At 56.0% G+C, this 13,851-nt stretch carries 14 protein-coding genes; 9 read left to right on the forward strand and 5 right to left on the reverse strand.

Going from position 1 to position 13,851, the window contains the following annotated elements:
• Nucleotides 1-50: 50 nt before the first annotated feature.
• Nucleotides 51-962, reverse strand: coding sequence for an aromatic amino acid DMT transporter YddG (yddG, locus tag WFM49_RS02015; protein ID WP_254498991.1), 912 nt, complete (start codon nt 960-962; stop codon nt 51-53).
• A gap of 427 nt (nt 963-1,389) precedes the next feature.
• Between yddG and WFM49_RS02020 the strand changes: the two genes are divergently transcribed.
• The 6 genes from WFM49_RS02020 to WFM49_RS02045 all read left to right on the forward strand — a co-directional run bounded on the left by WFM49_RS02020 (nt 1,390) and on the right by WFM49_RS02045 (nt 6,191).
• Nucleotides 1,390-1,917, forward strand: a complete 528-nt coding sequence (locus WFM49_RS02020) for a MarR family winged helix-turn-helix transcriptional regulator (RefSeq protein WP_009456186.1) — start codon at nt 1,390-1,392, stop codon at nt 1,915-1,917.
• A complete protein-coding gene (gene ectA, locus WFM49_RS02025; protein WP_336971403.1) occupies nt 1,914-2,471 on the forward strand; it encodes a diaminobutyrate acetyltransferase in 558 nt (185 codons plus the stop codon). The genes WFM49_RS02020 and ectA overlap by 4 nt, the downstream gene beginning before the upstream one ends.
• Nucleotides 2,472-2,568: 97 nt before the next feature.
• Nucleotides 2,569-3,876 carry a diaminobutyrate--2-oxoglutarate transaminase gene (gene ectB / locus WFM49_RS02030; RefSeq protein WP_009456189.1) on the forward strand — a complete coding sequence of 436 codons (1,308 nt, stop codon included), beginning with the start codon at nt 2,569-2,571 and terminating at the stop codon, nt 3,874-3,876.
• A complete protein-coding gene (locus tag WFM49_RS02035) occupies nt 3,876-4,268 on the forward strand; it encodes an ectoine synthase (protein WP_009456191.1) in 393 nt (130 codons plus the stop codon). The genes ectB and WFM49_RS02035 overlap by 1 nt, the downstream gene beginning before the upstream one ends.
• An 18-nt stretch (nt 4,269-4,286) precedes the next feature.
• Complete coding sequence (gene thpD, locus WFM49_RS02040; RefSeq protein WP_035272589.1) at nt 4,287-5,210, forward strand: ectoine hydroxylase; 924 nt, start codon at nt 4,287-4,289, stop codon at nt 5,208-5,210.
• A gap of 372 nt (nt 5,211-5,582) precedes the next feature.
• On the forward strand, nt 5,583-6,191 hold the full coding sequence (locus WFM49_RS02045) for a DUF2239 family protein (protein WP_254498992.1): 609 nt from the start codon (nt 5,583-5,585) through the stop codon (nt 6,189-6,191).
• Nucleotides 6,192-6,307: 116 nt separating this feature from the next.
• Here WFM49_RS02045 and ehuA read toward each other — a convergent pair whose 3' ends face one another.
• The 4 genes from ehuA to ehuB all read right to left on the reverse strand — a co-directional run bounded on the left by ehuA (nt 6,308) and on the right by ehuB (nt 9,425).
• Nucleotides 6,308-7,093 carry an ectoine/hydroxyectoine ABC transporter ATP-binding protein EhuA gene (ehuA, locus tag WFM49_RS02050; RefSeq protein ID WP_009456195.1) on the reverse strand — a complete coding sequence of 262 codons (786 nt, stop codon included), beginning with the start codon at nt 7,091-7,093 and terminating at the stop codon, nt 6,308-6,310.
• Nucleotides 7,090-7,782: an ectoine/hydroxyectoine ABC transporter permease subunit EhuD gene (ehuD, locus tag WFM49_RS02055; RefSeq protein WP_009456197.1), complete on the reverse strand. Its 693-nt coding sequence runs from the start codon at nt 7,780-7,782 to the stop codon at nt 7,090-7,092. Before ehuD ends, ehuA begins: the two co-directional genes overlap by 4 nt.
• Before the next feature lie 2 nt (nt 7,783-7,784).
• Nucleotides 7,785-8,456 (reverse strand): ectoine/hydroxyectoine ABC transporter permease subunit EhuC, encoded by a 672-nt coding sequence (gene ehuC / locus WFM49_RS02060; RefSeq protein WP_009456199.1) that lies wholly within the window; start codon nt 8,454-8,456, stop codon nt 7,785-7,787.
• A gap of 102 nt (nt 8,457-8,558) precedes the next feature.
• Nucleotides 8,559-9,425: an ectoine/hydroxyectoine ABC transporter substrate-binding protein EhuB gene (gene ehuB, locus WFM49_RS02065; protein ID WP_035272602.1), complete on the reverse strand. Its 867-nt coding sequence runs from the start codon at nt 9,423-9,425 to the stop codon at nt 8,559-8,561.
• A 520-nt stretch (nt 9,426-9,945) separates the two neighbouring features.
• Here ehuB and WFM49_RS02070 point away from each other — a divergent pair.
• From WFM49_RS02070 to aroG, 3 genes are all read left to right on the forward strand, one after another.
• Nucleotides 9,946-12,033, forward strand: coding sequence for a carbon starvation CstA family protein (locus tag WFM49_RS02070; RefSeq protein ID WP_336971408.1), 2,088 nt, complete (start codon nt 9,946-9,948; stop codon nt 12,031-12,033).
• A 1-nt stretch (nt 12,034) separates the two neighbouring features.
• Nucleotides 12,035-12,265: a YbdD/YjiX family protein gene (locus WFM49_RS02075; RefSeq protein ID WP_009456207.1), complete on the forward strand. Its 231-nt coding sequence runs from the start codon at nt 12,035-12,037 to the stop codon at nt 12,263-12,265.
• Between the two features lie 485 nt (nt 12,266-12,750).
• On the forward strand, nt 12,751-13,845 hold the full coding sequence (gene aroG / locus WFM49_RS02080; protein ID WP_279630670.1) for a 3-deoxy-7-phosphoheptulonate synthase AroG: 1,095 nt from the start codon (nt 12,751-12,753) through the stop codon (nt 13,843-13,845).
• Nucleotides 13,846-13,851: the final 6 nt, after the last annotated feature.

The raw sequence follows: 13,851 nt of genomic DNA on the forward strand, positions 1-13,851 counted from the left end.
GATTTTTGCTCATCAGGCACAGCCGTGCCCGGATTAATGAATAGGGTTTTTCAGGTAGCACTTTTCGTTCGCCTGGGTTTGCGGACCCGGATGGCCAGCCAGCACAACAAGGCGCCCGAACACACCATGGCCGAGCCTTGCCAGAAGCTTGGCGTCAAGGGAGCCTGCAGCAAAAAAGTAGACAGGGCGGCTGACAATACTGGAATGAAGTAGGAGGCGCCGGCCAGTATGGTGACATTGCCGTGCAAAATACCCACGTTCCAGGCCGCATAGCCAAAGCCCATCGCCATGGCCGCCAGCAGCAAGTAGATCAGTGCTGGAAGGGTAAAGGTCATTGCAGGTGCCCCTTGGCCTAGATATTTCATCCACAAGACGGTGGCTGTCAGCATGAAAAACAAGGTAATGCCATTTTTGCCCTGGCCGATGCGTGCAGTCATGGTGCTGTAGCCCGCCCAGATCAGTGCGCCACTAAAGGCCAGGCCGTAGCTCAAGGGGTTGTCCTGCACATTCAGCCAGATGCTGTGCAGACTCAAACCTTGCTCACCGCCCAGAATCCAGCTGATACCCATCATGGACAAGAGCAGGCCTGGCGCGATCAGCCAGTTGGCTCTTTGCTTGTTGAACAAAATAGCGGCCACGATGGTAAAGGTGGGCCACAGATAATTAACCATTCCCACTTCAATCGCTTGCTGGCTGTTGTGAGCGTAGCCAATAGACAGAGCCAGGCACAGCTCATAGCAGACGAACAGAACGCTGCCCCAGATCAGGTAGCGGCGCGGAAAGTCGCGCAAGCGTACCCAGCTAAGCGATAAAAGAAGAAAGACAGAGGCCAGGGTGTAGATCAGTGCGGCGCCGCCAGTCGCACCCAGGTAGTCGCTAACGCTGCGTATCAGGCCGACAATCATGCTCCAAAGAACAATGGCGATCAGACCAATCAGGGTTGCCTTATCAGATTGCTTCATGCGGGTTTCAGTGTCTGCAAGGCACGGCGAGAACAGGAGCAGACTTTACTTGGCCAAGAGACTTATGGGTTAATGGACCGGGTTTGTATCAGGCTGTGCCGGTTTGCAAGCAGGGCTGTGACGCGGCACACCCGGTCTTGAGTGAAAACCGACAGGCCCCCACGGCAAGGGCTCGTGGCAGTTTACTGTAAGCGGCGTGTCGGCTCGAGCCACTCATGGCGAAAAGGGGAGCAGGCAGGGTATTTTCTGCGCCTTGCTGGTCCGCCCCCGTAAGCCAGGATACTTACATTTTTTTGGACTTTGAGTCAGAACCTCTTGTTTATGCTCTCTATGATTTTGAGTGTAAATCGGTTTGACTTGAATCTTTTCTAGGCATATCATTTCAACACGAATTAATCGTGCTGAATTATTTTGTTTGGCTAATTAAATGACCACAGATCAACACTACGATTTACGAATTTTGCGGGCTTTGCGCCAGATCACGCGCTCGATTGCCCTGCATTCCAGGCAGCTGTCGGCGTACAGCAATATCACCGCGCCCCAGTTGATCTGCCTGCGCACCATTATCGAAAAAGGCCCGTTGACGGCCACGGCCATCAGCCGCGAAATGCACGTCAGCCCCAGCACCGTGGTTGGTATTCTGGACCGCCTGGAAGACAAGAAGCTGGTGCTGCGCGAGCGTGGTCGTGAAGATCGACGCATTGTATTTGTCAGTGCGACACCAGAAGGGGAGACCCTGGCACGCGATACGCCGTCCCCCTTGCAAAAGAAGTTGTCGGACGCCTTGAAAGAGTTGCCCGAGCTGGAACAGGCCACCATGACCTTGTCCCTGGAGCGCATTGTGCGCTTGCTCGATGCTGACCCGGATGTTGTGCTGGAGGCCGACGATACGGCCTCGCCTATTCTTGAGGTCCCGGAAGGGGATGTACCCCCCGAATCCGGGTTGGTGGTTTGACGGACCGACCTAGTCCGGGCAGCTCGGCAGGCAGCAAGACTGCCGCCGACCCTGCCCCCAGTGACCCGGCGCTGACACTGCGTGCGCCCCTGTTGCGTGATGCGGCCGCAATCCATCAGCTGATTGCCGATAGCCCGCCACTGGATCTGAATTCTGAATATCTCTATTTGCTGCTCAGCGAGCACTTTTCCCGGACCTGCGTTGTCGCGCAGCGTGGGGAACAAATAGACGGTTTCATCTCTGCCTACTTTCTCCCCGACCGTCCTGATGTGCTCTTTGTGTGGCAAGTGGCCGTGCATGAGCGCGCCCGTGGGCGTCGTCTGGGGCAGGCCATGCTGGAGCATCTGCGACAGCGTCTGCGTGGCCGCTCCCTGCGCTATCTGGAAACGACGGTCAGCCCCGGTAACCGGGCTTCGCGTGGCCTGTTTGCGGCCATGGCCCGGCGTTGGGGCGCCCCCATGCAGGAACAGGAATTCTTTGATACCGCCTTGTTTGCCGCACAGGCTCACGAGGCAGAACCTCTATTACGAATCGGCCCCTTGGACTCTGGATAAGAGGGGACTTTACGCAAATGAACGGTAGAGCCGGTCTGGTTCGCTGATTGTTGTTTGTCGGCTCAAGACACGCCGTTCTATAACCAGGAGAGGAAATATGACTGATTTAAAAATATTCGACCGGATGGAGTCTGAAGTAAGGGGCTACGTCCGGTCCTTCCCGGTCATTTTCAACAAAGCCCGAGGCTCGGTTTTGGAGGACGAGTCAGGCAGGCAATACATCGATTTTTTCAGTGGAGCCGGTACGCTCAACTATGGGCATAACAATCCCCACCTGAAAGAAAAGCTGATTGAATACCTGAACACCGACGGCTTGGTACACGGTTTGGACATGGCCACCAGCGCCAAGAAATACTTTCTTGAAACGGTGGACAAAGTGCTGCTCAAACCGCGCGGGTGGGACTACCGCTTGCAGTTTACGGGGCCTACCGGCACCAATGCCGTGGAGGCGGCGTTAAAACTGGCACGCCAGGTCAAGGGCCGCCAGAATGTGATTTCCTTTACGCACGGTTTCCACGGCGTCAGCACGGGTTCCCTGGCAGTGACGGCGAACTCCAAGTTTCGTAGTGCAGCGGGTGTGGCCCTGGGCAATACCTCGTTCATGCCCTATGACGGCTACTTGGGACCGGACGTCAATACGATGGCTTATCTGGAGCGCTTGCTGGAAGACCCCAGCAGTGGTCTGGACCATCCTGCCGCGGTCATCGTGGAAACCGTGCAAGGTGAAGGGGGCGTGAACGTTGCTACACAGCGCTGGCTGCGTGAACTGCAACGTCTGTGCCGCGAGCACGACATGCTGCTGATTGTCGATGACATTCAGGTCGGTTGTGGTCGCACGGGCCGTTTCTTCAGCTTCGAGCAGGCCGGTATCAGCCCTGACATCATCACCTTGTCCAAATCCTTGTCCGGTTTTGGCTTGCCCATGTCTCTGGTTTTGTTGCGTCCTGAACTGGACGTATGGAAACCCAGCGCCCATAACGGCACCTTCCGTGGCAATAACCTGGCTTTCGTGACTGCGGCTCAAGCTCTGGAAAGCTACTGGGCCAACGAGGACTTTGAAGCCGAGATCCAGGGTAAGGAGCGTCAAGTGCGCGACTGGCTGGAAAACCTGGTGCACAGCTATCCAGATCGTGGTTTGAGCGTACGCGGTCGCGGCCTGATCCAGGGCCTGGTGACGCCGCCCGGTGCCGGTCTGGCCAATGAAATTGCTGCACAGGCTTTCAAGCAAGGTCTGGTGATTGAAACCTCGGGCGCCCACGACGAAGTTCTGAAGCTGCTGCCTGCCCTGACGATCAGCAATGAAGAGCTGACTCAAGGCCTGGACATTATTGAACGCAGCGTGGCCCAGTGCCTGTCCAAGCGCGGCAGCCAGGCCAAGATTCTGAAGATTGGAGGAGCACGCTAATGTTGGTCAAGAACGTACAAGATGTGATTGGAACCCGTGACGAGGTGCGCACGGACACCTGGGTCAGCCGCCGTGTTCTGCTCAAGAAAGACGGCATGGGTTTTTCCTTTCATGAAACCGTTATTTTTCCTGGCACCGAGACTCACATCCACTACCAGAATCACCTGGAAGCGGTGTGGTGCATCGAGGGCGATGGCGAAATCGAAACCGTTGCCGACGGCAAGAAATACGATTTGGGCCCAGGCGTAGTCTATGCCCTGGACCAGCACGATGAGCATTATCTGCGCGGTGGCAAAGAGCCGCTGCGAGTGATCTGCGTGTTCAATCCGCCCCTGACCGGTCAGGAAGTTCACGATGAGAAAGGGGTTTACCCAGCCATCGTGGAAGACTGAAGACCTAAGGAGAGCATGATGACAGTGACCATGAGCGATCTGTACACATCCCGTACAGAACGAACGGCGGCCATCGTCAGCCGCCAGGAGCCGGTGGTGTATCCGGATCCGGTAGGTAGCCAGCCTTTGAACAAGTCCCAACTGCGGGAGTACGAGGACAATGGCTTTTTGCTGCTGCCTGATTTGTTCAATGCGCAGGAAGTGCAAGCCTTGCTGGGCAATGTGGAAGCCATGAGCACCGATCCCGGCATCTTGTCGCGTGAAGAAGCGGTGGTGGAAAAGGGCAGTCAGGCCGTGCGCTCGATCTTTCGTGTGCATGAGTTAAGTGAGCTGATTGCCCGCCTGGTGCGCGATCCGCGTGTACTGGATGTGGCCCGCCAGATTCTGGGCTCGGAGGTGTATGTGCATCAGTCCCGTGCCAACCTGAAACCGGGCTTTACCGGCAAGGAGTTTTACTGGCATTCGGATTTCGAGACCTGGCATATCGAAGATGGCATGCCGCAAATGCGCGCCTTAAGCTGCTCGGTGCTGCTGACGGACAATAATGTGTGCAATGGCCCCTTGATGCTGGTGCCGGGCTCACACCGTCAGTTCATCTCTTGCACAGGGCAGACACCGGACAACCATTACAAGGAGTCCTTGCGCAAGCAGGAGTATGGCGTACCCGATCCGATCAGCCTGCGTTTGCTGGTGGATCAGGGGGGTATTGAAGCCATTACTGCCAAGGCCGGTTCGGTGATCTTTTTTGACTGCAATACCTTGCATGGCTCGGCCAGCAATATCTCGCCCTGGCCACGAGCCAATGTGTTTACGGTCTATAACAGCGTGGAAAACTGCGTGGGTGATCCCAAGCAGGGGCTGACACCCCGTCCTGCGCATGTGGCCACTCGCGGGCAGTTCCCTGTCCTGACGCCGTTGAACGGACCGCTGCTGGAGTCCTAGGCAGAAAGAAGGTTTGCGCCTTGTGCGCAGACCTGGCCGGATAAGACGCTCCCTGGATTTATTTCAGGGGGCGTTTTTTTGTGGGCTCAGGATTGTGAAGAAGAGGGGAGCGGCCAGCGTCTGGGGGCGGGCGTTGGTAAATGACGGGTCTGCACCGTACTGATTGGCCGGCGTCCGGAAAAGCTGTTATCGGAGATGCTCATCAGATATGACTCGGCATGTCCAGGAGTCCTTGTGATGGCTGCTGGACGGGATCAACTGTGTTAATGCACCCGATTAGCAACAATCGCTTATTTATATCCGGGTAATATTGACGGATTAATATCATCCGGGTAAAAATAGAGCCTTCTTACTTGAAGCTCTGGTTTTGACATGAAAACGACTTACCCCAATACCTACACCAGCTTTATGGGCCACCGCCGTATCGCGTCCGGTCCCATGCTGACAAATGTGCTGGCCGTGAAGAAAGTGCTGGAGAGCCGGGTTAACGATCCCGTACTGATCTTTGACGATGTGACAGGCCGTTTTGTGGATGTGAACACCCAAGGGACGGACGAAGAGCTGGCGCAACGCTATGCGCCAGTGGATGCTCCTGAAGTAGAGGTCGAGCAGACAGAGAAAGAGGCTCCACGAGGCCGAGGTCGTCCTAAGCTGGGCGTTGTTCCCCGTGAAGTGACCTTATTGCCACGTCATTGGGACTGGCTGGCGACTCAACCCGGCGGCGCATCGGTTGCGCTGCGCAAGCTGGTTGAAGAGGCTCGCCGTGCCAGCTCCGCCAAAGATCAGCGTCGCCAGGCGCAGGAGCGGACCTATAACTTCATGACCGCGATTGGTGGCGATTTGCCCGGCTTTGAAGAAGCCATGCGAGCCTTGTTTGCCGATGAGCTGGAGCACTTCAAAACCCTGCTGGCTGACTGGCCGGAAGATGTGCGGGACCATGCTATCAAGCTGGCTGAAACTCCGGCGACACCCTTGGCTTAATAAGGCCTGGGGACTCCCGCCTGCTGCCTTTGCAAGAGATGGGTACCTCTTTGACAAAAGCTGCTTGAACGTGGCTCAGCTCAGAACCACGTTCAAGTGACGCAGACCGCAAGTGCTCAGGCCGCCTGAATAAAGTTGCTCAAGAACGCCTGCGTCCGCGCTTCCTGCGGATGGCAGAACACTTGTTCGGGTGGGCCGGATTCCACGATCACGCCTTTATCAAAGAAGCAGACGCGGTCCGAGACTTCCTTGGCAAACTGCATTTCGTGGGTCACCAGCAGAATCGTCAGATCCTGTTCCTGACTCAGCTTTTGAATCACGCCCAGCACTTCGCCCACCAGTTCGGGGTCCAGAGCCGAGGTAGGTTCGTCAAACAGCAGAATATTGGGTTCCATCGCCAGGGCCCGGGCGATGCCCACGCGCTGTTGCTGTCCGCCAGAGAGCTGGCTGGGGAATTTGTCGGCATGGTCGATCAGGCCCACCAGATCCAGATATTTGGTGGCCCGTTCGCGCGCCTGTTCTTTGGACAGGCCCAGCACATGGGTGGGCGCTTCAGTCACATTGCGCATCACCGTCATATGCGGGAACAGGTTGAACTGCTGGAACACCATGCCCATTTCCTTGCGCATCTCGCGCAAGTGGTTCTGGCTGGCGGGCACCAGCTTGTCATCGACCCGCTCGTGCCAGAGGGGTTTGCCCGCTACCGTGATGACACCTTCGTCGATGGTCTCCAGCGTCATCAGAATGCGCAGCACGGTGGATTTACCGGAACCGGAAGGGCCGATGATGGTGACTTTTTCACCTGGTTCCACCTGAAAGTTCAAGGCGTCCAGCACGGTGACATCACCAAATTTCTTGGTGACATTGTCAAATTGAATGATGGGGTTCGTAGAGTCAGTCATCGCAGGGGGATTCCTTGCTTGGGCAAACGCTGGTCCAGCGCTCGTACCCCAGCGGATGCCAGGAGGGTCAGCAGCAGATACAGGCCGCCCACCATGGACAGGGGAATGATGTAGTTAAAGGTACGGTCACCGATAATCTTGGCCACATTCAGAACTTCCAGTACCGATACAACAGAGAGTACAGGTACGTCCTTCATGATGGACACCAGATAATTACCCATGGCCGGAATGATGCGCGGGATGGCCTGGGGCAGAGTGATGACCATAAAGGTACGCAGCGGGGAAATATCCAGTGCGCGGGCTGCTTCAGTCTGGCCATGGGTAACGGACTCCAGACCGGCTCGGTAGACCTCGGACAGATAGGCGCTGTATTGCACACCCAGTGCCAGTGCGCCGGTCAGAAAGGCGGGCAGCACAATCCCGTAGTCCGGTAGCACGTAGTACAGGAAAAATAATTGCACCAGCAAAGGTGTGTCGCGCAGGAATTCGGTCAGCACATAGGCGGGCCAGGAAATCAGGCGCAGACGCACACTTTTCAGGCCTGCCAGAATCAGTCCCAAGATAGCCGCAACACCAAAGCCCAGCACGGCGGCCTGGATGGTGACCCATAAGCCTTTAAGCAAAATAGGCAGGATAGACAGCGCAAATGCTCCGTTGCTGCTGGTGTCCCATTCAATACCAAACAGCATGTTCAGCTCCTTTGCGCACGCCAGCGGCCGGTTGCGCGTTCCAGCAATTTCATCAGGACGGTCAGCACCAGTGCCATGCCGAAGTACATCAGCAAGAGCAGGGTATAGATGGTGGTGCTGTCCTGGGTGAAGTTGCGTATTTGTTCAGCTCTGAAGCTCAAGTCGCCCAGACTGATCAGGGAGACCAGGGCAGTGTCTTTCAGATTTTGCACGGCCAGATTCCCGAAGCTGGGCATCATCTCGGGGATGGCCTGGGGCAGGCTGATGCGCCACAGGGTTTGGCGCTCTGTAAAGTCCAGGGCCTTGGCCGCTTCCAGTTGGGAATGTGGCACGGCCTGGATGGCACCGCGCACCACTTCGGCACCGTAAGCGCCAATGTTCAGGCCCAGGGCCAGGGTGCCGGCCACGACCGGGTCCAGACGCCAGTCCAGACCCATGGACTCGCCCAGAATGGGCAGGGCAAAGTACAGCCAGAACAGCTGTACCAATAAAGAGGTGCCGCGAAAAACTTCAATAATCGTGACGGACAGCGAGCGCAAGGCGACCGAGTGGGATAGCCTGCCTATGCCCAGGGCAAAGGAGGCGATGGCTCCCACCACGGTTGAATACAGGGTGAGCTGTATGGTGACCCAGGCTCCGTCCATCAGGGCCGAGCTGTAACTTAACCAATCCATATCAGGTTCCAGACAAGGGCAGGCGGTACACCTTCAGTGCGCTGTCGGCCTTTGCAAGGGGCCGCGCAGGCCCGTGCGGCCGCCTTACCCGCAGGTGAAGGATCAGGCTTTACACAGCTGTTCCGTGGATTTCTCAAATGAGTGCTTGGCGTCTTCTTCGGTAAAGCCGTGCTTGCTCAGGATGGCTTTCCATTCATCGGTTTTCTTGAATTCGGCCAGTTCCTTGTTCACCGCGTCGCGCAAGTCTTCGGATTCCTTGGCAAAGGCAAAGCCGCCCCAGCTACGAACCGGGTTGCCATCAATGATAGGGTCCTTGAACTCGGCGGCCAGCTCGACTTTGCCGCCCCCTTTGGAGGCCAGATCACTGGCGGTCTGGCCAGTTGCGGCATAGGCATCGGCACGGCCGGTTGCCACGGTGGAGATTGCATCCGCGTTGTTGGAAATAGTGATCATGCGGTTATCGGGCACGCCCAAGGCCTGCATCATTTCCAGTTGATCGGCACCGGCCATGATGGCGATCTTGTGATCAGTCTTGGCGAAGTCTTCGTACGAGTGAATGTTCTTGGGGTTGCCCTTGGCGACCAGCAGGCCTTCACCGTAGGAGCTGTTGGGCTCGGAGAACAGCACGGTATTGCAACGTTGCGGCAGGATGGCCATTTCAGCGGCCACCATATCAAAGCGTTTGGCTTGCAGGCCGGGGATCAGGGAACCGAAATTAGCGGTTTCCCATTTGATTTCTTTGACGCCCAGACGCTCCATGATGGCCTGGGCCACTTCGGGGCCAGCGCCTTGGGCTTTGCCGGACATGTCCATGTATCCGTACGGAATTTCATTAGCAACGGCGACGCGAATCACGCCGCGCTCTTTGACTTGTTCCAGCGTGACTGCCTGGGCGCTGGAGGCGGCAGCCAGGGTGCCCAGCAGGGCAAAGGCCAACGCGCAGAGGGGCTTGGATTGTAGTTTCATCATGAGTCCTTTTCTCGCCTATACCATTTCGTTATGAATGATTTGTTTTACGAAAGATTTGCAGAGAAATCATAGCGCATAAAATCATTCGTACTCAAATTAAATGGATAGAAACTATCGCTCAAAAGAACTGATTAGAGTTTATATATAAGTGAAAAGTTTGGTCTTAGGGAAAATGCGTGGTGCCTTGAGTACGTGTTTTCACTATGCTCCCAAGGATTAAAGAGCGCTTGTCCTCTCAAAAGCGCCTGGCTTATGCCTACCCCAGATTGATTCATGAATGAGTTCGGCGCGCCTTCGGGCGCGCCGACACCCTTTTGGAAAGTGCGCTTTGGCGCTCTTTCAAACCCTGCTGGTTCGGGAAATGCACGGTACCAAACGACTGTGCTGACCCCGCAAGAACGCCTGCCACACTCGGTATTGCGTCTCTTGTGCTGGCAGCTGGCGACTTCTTCAGATCAGAAGTGCGGCCAGAAGAAAAAGTTGGTGACAGACTTACTTAATGCAAAATCGTGGAGGCTCTATGAGCAGAGAAGAGGGCGGTTTTATAAAACAGCATCTGATTTGGGTGCTGGTTGCAGTGCTGGGGGCCTTTGCCCTGGGAACGGTGGCACTAAGCCGAGGGGAGAGCATCAATGCTCTATGGATCGTAGTCGCCGCAGTCTGCGTCTATTTAATTGCCTATCGTTATTACAGCCGTTTCATTGCTCGCAAGGTTTTTGAGCTGGACGCGACCCGCATGACGCCAGCGTGGCGTCATAACGATGGTCTGGACTACGTACCGACTAATAAACACGTGCTTTTTGGGCACCATTTTGCCGCCATTGCAGGGGCTGGCCCCTTGGTCGGGCCAGTGCTGGCGGCGCAAATGGGCTACCTGCCCGGCATGCTCTGGATTCTGGCCGGTGTGGTATTTGCGGGGGCGGTGCAGGACTTCACGGTGCTGTTCATCTCCATGCGCCGCGACGGGCGTTCGCTGGGGGATCTGATCAAGTCTGAACTGGGCACGGTGCCCGGTGTGATCGCCTTGTTTGGCGCTTTCATGATCATGGTCATCATTCTGGCTGTGCTGGCGCTGATTGTGGTCAAGGCCCTGATCAATTCGCCATGGGGCACCTTCACGGTAGCAGCGACGATTCCGCTGGCTATCTTCATGGGGATTTATCTGCGTTTCCTGAGGCCGGGCCGTATTGGCGAAGTCTCGGTGATCGGACTGATCTTTCTGCTGGCCGCGATTGTGTATGGTCAGGACGTAGCGGCGCACCCGACCTGGGGCCCGTTCTTCACCCTGAATGGCGAAGAGCTGACCTGGGCACTGATTATTTACGGCTTTATTGCTGCTGTGCTGCCCGTGTGGCTGCTGCTGGCTCCACGTGACTATCTGTCCACCTTCCTGAAAATTGGCACGATTGTGGGTCTGGCCATCGGGATTGTGATTGTGGCGCCCGAGCTGAAAATGCCAGCGACCACCAAGTTTATTGATGGCACAGGTCCGGTCTGGTCCGGGAGCTTGTTCCCCTTCCTGTTCATTACCATTGCTTGTGGTGCCGTGTCCGGTTTCCACGCTTTGATTTCCTCGGGCACCACGCCCAAGATGATCGAAAACGAAACCCAGGCGCGCTATATCGGCTATGGCGGTATGTTGATGGAGTCCTTTGTGGCCATCATGGCCCTGGTTGCGGCTTGCGTGATCGAGCCTGGCATTTACTACGCCATGAACAGCCCAGCCGCTTTGATTGGCACCACGCCTGAGCAGGCCGCGCAAGTGGTGTCCAGCTGGGGCTTCCTGATTACTCCCGCTGATCTGACCCAAATGGCCAGCGACGTGGGTGAAAACAGCATTATTTCCCGTGCCGGTGGTGCTCCTACCCTGGCGGTGGGCATGGCCTTCATCTTGCATAACGTCATCGGCGGGCCGGCGATGATGAGCTTCTGGTATCACTTCGCCATTCTGTTTGAGGCCCTGTTCATTCTGACGGCGGTAGATGCCGGTACGCGTGCAGGTCGCTTCATGCTGCAAGACTTGATGGGTACTTTTGTGCCGGGCTTGCGGCGTACGGAGTCGCTAGTCGCCAACTTGATTGCCACATCCTTGTGCGTGGCGGCGTGGGGCTACTTCCTGTATCAGGGTGTGGTCGATCCACTGGGTGGTATCAACACCTTGTGGCCTTTGTTCGGTATTGCCAACCAGATGCTGGCAGCGGTGGCATTGGTACTGGGTACGGTGGTGCTCTTCAAAATGAAGAAAGACCGCTACGCATGGGTGACCGTGGTTCCCACTATCTGGCTGCTGATTTGCACGCTGGTGGCAGGCTTTCAGAAAATGTTCCACCCCGACCCCAAGATCGGCTTTTTGGCCCACGCCAAGGTTTATCAAGAAGGGTTGGCGGAACAAACTGTCATGGCGCCGGCCAAATCTCTGGAGCAGATGCAACAGGTGATTTTCAACGATTACGTGAACTCCACCTTGTGCGGTCTGTTCATCTTTGTGGTCTTGAGCATGGTGTTCTTTGGCATCCGTTGCGTGCTGAAAGCACGTCGCAGCATGGAGCCGCATTCTGCCGAGACTCCGTACGAGCCATTGCCGGCTCAAGCGGCAGCAGGAGCTTGATATGAAAGGATTATTGACAGGAGCCATTTCGCGCAGTGCCCAGGCAGGGCGGGGCACCGGGCGTTATCTGGCCACAACCTTGCGTCTGATGGTGGGCGTGCCTGATTACGAAACCTATCTGAATCATATGCGGGTGAACCACCCGGATCAGAAACCGATGGAGTACGCCGAGTTTTTCCGGGAGAGACAGCAAGCCCGGTATGGTGGCAAAGGGCGTATAGCCTGCTGCTAAATTAGGCGGCTAAGGGCCAGAACCCAGTGTTCTGGCCCTTTTGCATTTGTGCCTGGCAGTGTGCCATCAGGTTTGTATGTAGATGTAAAAATAAGACAAACAAGGCATCTAAACGATTTATCGTGGTTTTTCGCGATAACACGAAACAAAAGGGCCAATAAAAAACTCAAAACGAAACAATGATTTCGTTTGATGGTGCTTTTTAGGGTCCTGTTGGTATAAATATTTTGTTGTTCTGCGTTTTTGTGGATGAATCTTGCTGGTTTTGTTGGCGGCGCGTCAGGAACTGTGTTAGGATTTTTCCCATGACTTTCGCAACCCCCGTTTTCTTCTTTTATTTTTATGCTTTTCCGATGCCGCTGGTGGAGGAAAGGACGGGTTGCACCAAACACAAGTAAGACCTAAATCCTGAAATAAGCCGCCAGCATAGACCGGGCGGCTTTTTTTTCGTTTGCCCCCGGACCTGGCAAACCAACTGGAGTTCAATCGTGTCGCACAATACTGATGATTTACGGATTCGTGAAATTAAGGAGCTGTCTCCCCCATCCCATGTGATGCGCGAGTTCCCGTGTACCTCTGCTGTATCGACGACGGTTCACAAGGCCCGCCGCAGCATTCACAAGATCCTTCACGAACGCGATGATCGTCTGGTGGTCGTGGTCGGCCCTTGCTCCATCCACGATACCGAAGCCGCCATGGACTACGCGCGTCGCCTGACGGTCGAGCGCAAGCGCTTTGCCCCCGAGCTGGAAATTGTGATGCGCGTGTACTTCGAAAAGCCACGTACCACCGTGGGCTGGAAAGGGCTGATCAACGATCCCTTCATGGATGGCAGCTTCAACATCAATCAGGGTTTGCGTACGGCGCGTGAATTGCTGCTGGCCGTCAACCAGCTGGATTTGCCCGCTGGCTGCGAGTTCCTGGACATGATTACTCCCCAGTACATTGCTGATCTGGTTTCCTGGGGCGCCATTGGTGCTCGCACGACAGAGAGCCAGGTTCACCGCGAACTGTCCTCCGGATTGTCCTGCCCCGTCGGCTTCAAGAATGGCACGGATGGCAATATCCGTATTGCTCTGGACGCGATCAAGGCCGCTTCCCAGCCGCACCATTTCCTGTCGGTCACCAAGGGTGGTCACTCCGCCATTGTGTCCACCGTGGGCAATAACGATTGCCACGTGATTTTGCGCGGTGGCAAGACGCCGAACTACGACGCTGAAAACGTTGAGGCAACCAGCCAGGCCATGATCAAGGCCGGCATGGTGCCGCGTGTGATGGTCGATGCCAGCCACGCCAACAGTAATAAAGACTACCGCCGTCAGCCCGAAGTGCTGGCCGATGTTGCTGGTCAGATCTCGGGCGGCGATATGCGTATCTGCGGCGTGATGATCGAAAGCCATCTGGTAGGCGGCCGTCAGGACGTGGTGGAAGGCAAGCCTTTGACCTACGGCCAAAGCATTACCGACGGTTGCATCGATTGGGATGACACGGTGGCGGTTCTGGAAAAACTGGCTGAAGCGGTGCGTCAGCGTCGCCAGGCACGAGTCGCTCTTGAAGAGGGGGCACTTAGCCACTCATAATAGGGT

Origin of the sequence: Alcaligenes sp. PF14, from assembly GCF_037150615.1 — a bacterium.
GTDB lineage: Bacteria > Pseudomonadota > Gammaproteobacteria > Burkholderiales > Burkholderiaceae_B > Alcaligenes > Alcaligenes phenolicus.

Excerpts from the sequence above, each read along its gene's own strand:
- WFM49_RS02045 (WP_254498992.1), top strand. The coding sequence starts at position 5,583 with ATGAAAACGACTTACCCCAATACCTACACCAGCTTTATGGGCCACCGC.
- WFM49_RS02020 (WP_009456186.1), top strand. The coding sequence starts at position 1,390 with ATGACCACAGATCAACACTACGATTTACGAATTTTGCGGGCTTTGCGC.
- ectB (WP_009456189.1), top strand. The coding sequence starts at position 2,569 with ATGACTGATTTAAAAATATTCGACCGGATGGAGTCTGAAGTAAGGGGC.
- WFM49_RS02070 (WP_336971408.1), top strand. The coding sequence starts at position 9,946 with ATGAGCAGAGAAGAGGGCGGTTTTATAAAACAGCATCTGATTTGGGTG.
- ehuC (WP_009456199.1), bottom strand. The coding sequence starts at position 8,456 with ATGGATTGGTTAAGTTACAGCTCGGCCCTGATGGACGGAGCCTGGGTC.
- WFM49_RS02035 (WP_009456191.1), top strand. The coding sequence starts at position 3,876 with ATGTTGGTCAAGAACGTACAAGATGTGATTGGAACCCGTGACGAGGTG.
- yddG (WP_254498991.1), bottom strand. The coding sequence starts at position 962 with ATGAAGCAATCTGATAAGGCAACCCTGATTGGTCTGATCGCCATTGTT.
- WFM49_RS02075 (WP_009456207.1), top strand. The coding sequence starts at position 12,035 with ATGAAAGGATTATTGACAGGAGCCATTTCGCGCAGTGCCCAGGCAGGG.
- ehuD (WP_009456197.1), bottom strand. The coding sequence starts at position 7,782 with ATGCTGTTTGGTATTGAATGGGACACCAGCAGCAACGGAGCATTTGCG.
- ehuB (WP_035272602.1), bottom strand. The coding sequence starts at position 9,425 with ATGATGAAACTACAATCCAAGCCCCTCTGCGCGTTGGCCTTTGCCCTG.
- thpD (WP_035272589.1), top strand. The coding sequence starts at position 4,287 with ATGACAGTGACCATGAGCGATCTGTACACATCCCGTACAGAACGAACG.
- ehuA (WP_009456195.1), bottom strand. The coding sequence starts at position 7,093 with ATGACTGACTCTACGAACCCCATCATTCAATTTGACAATGTCACCAAG.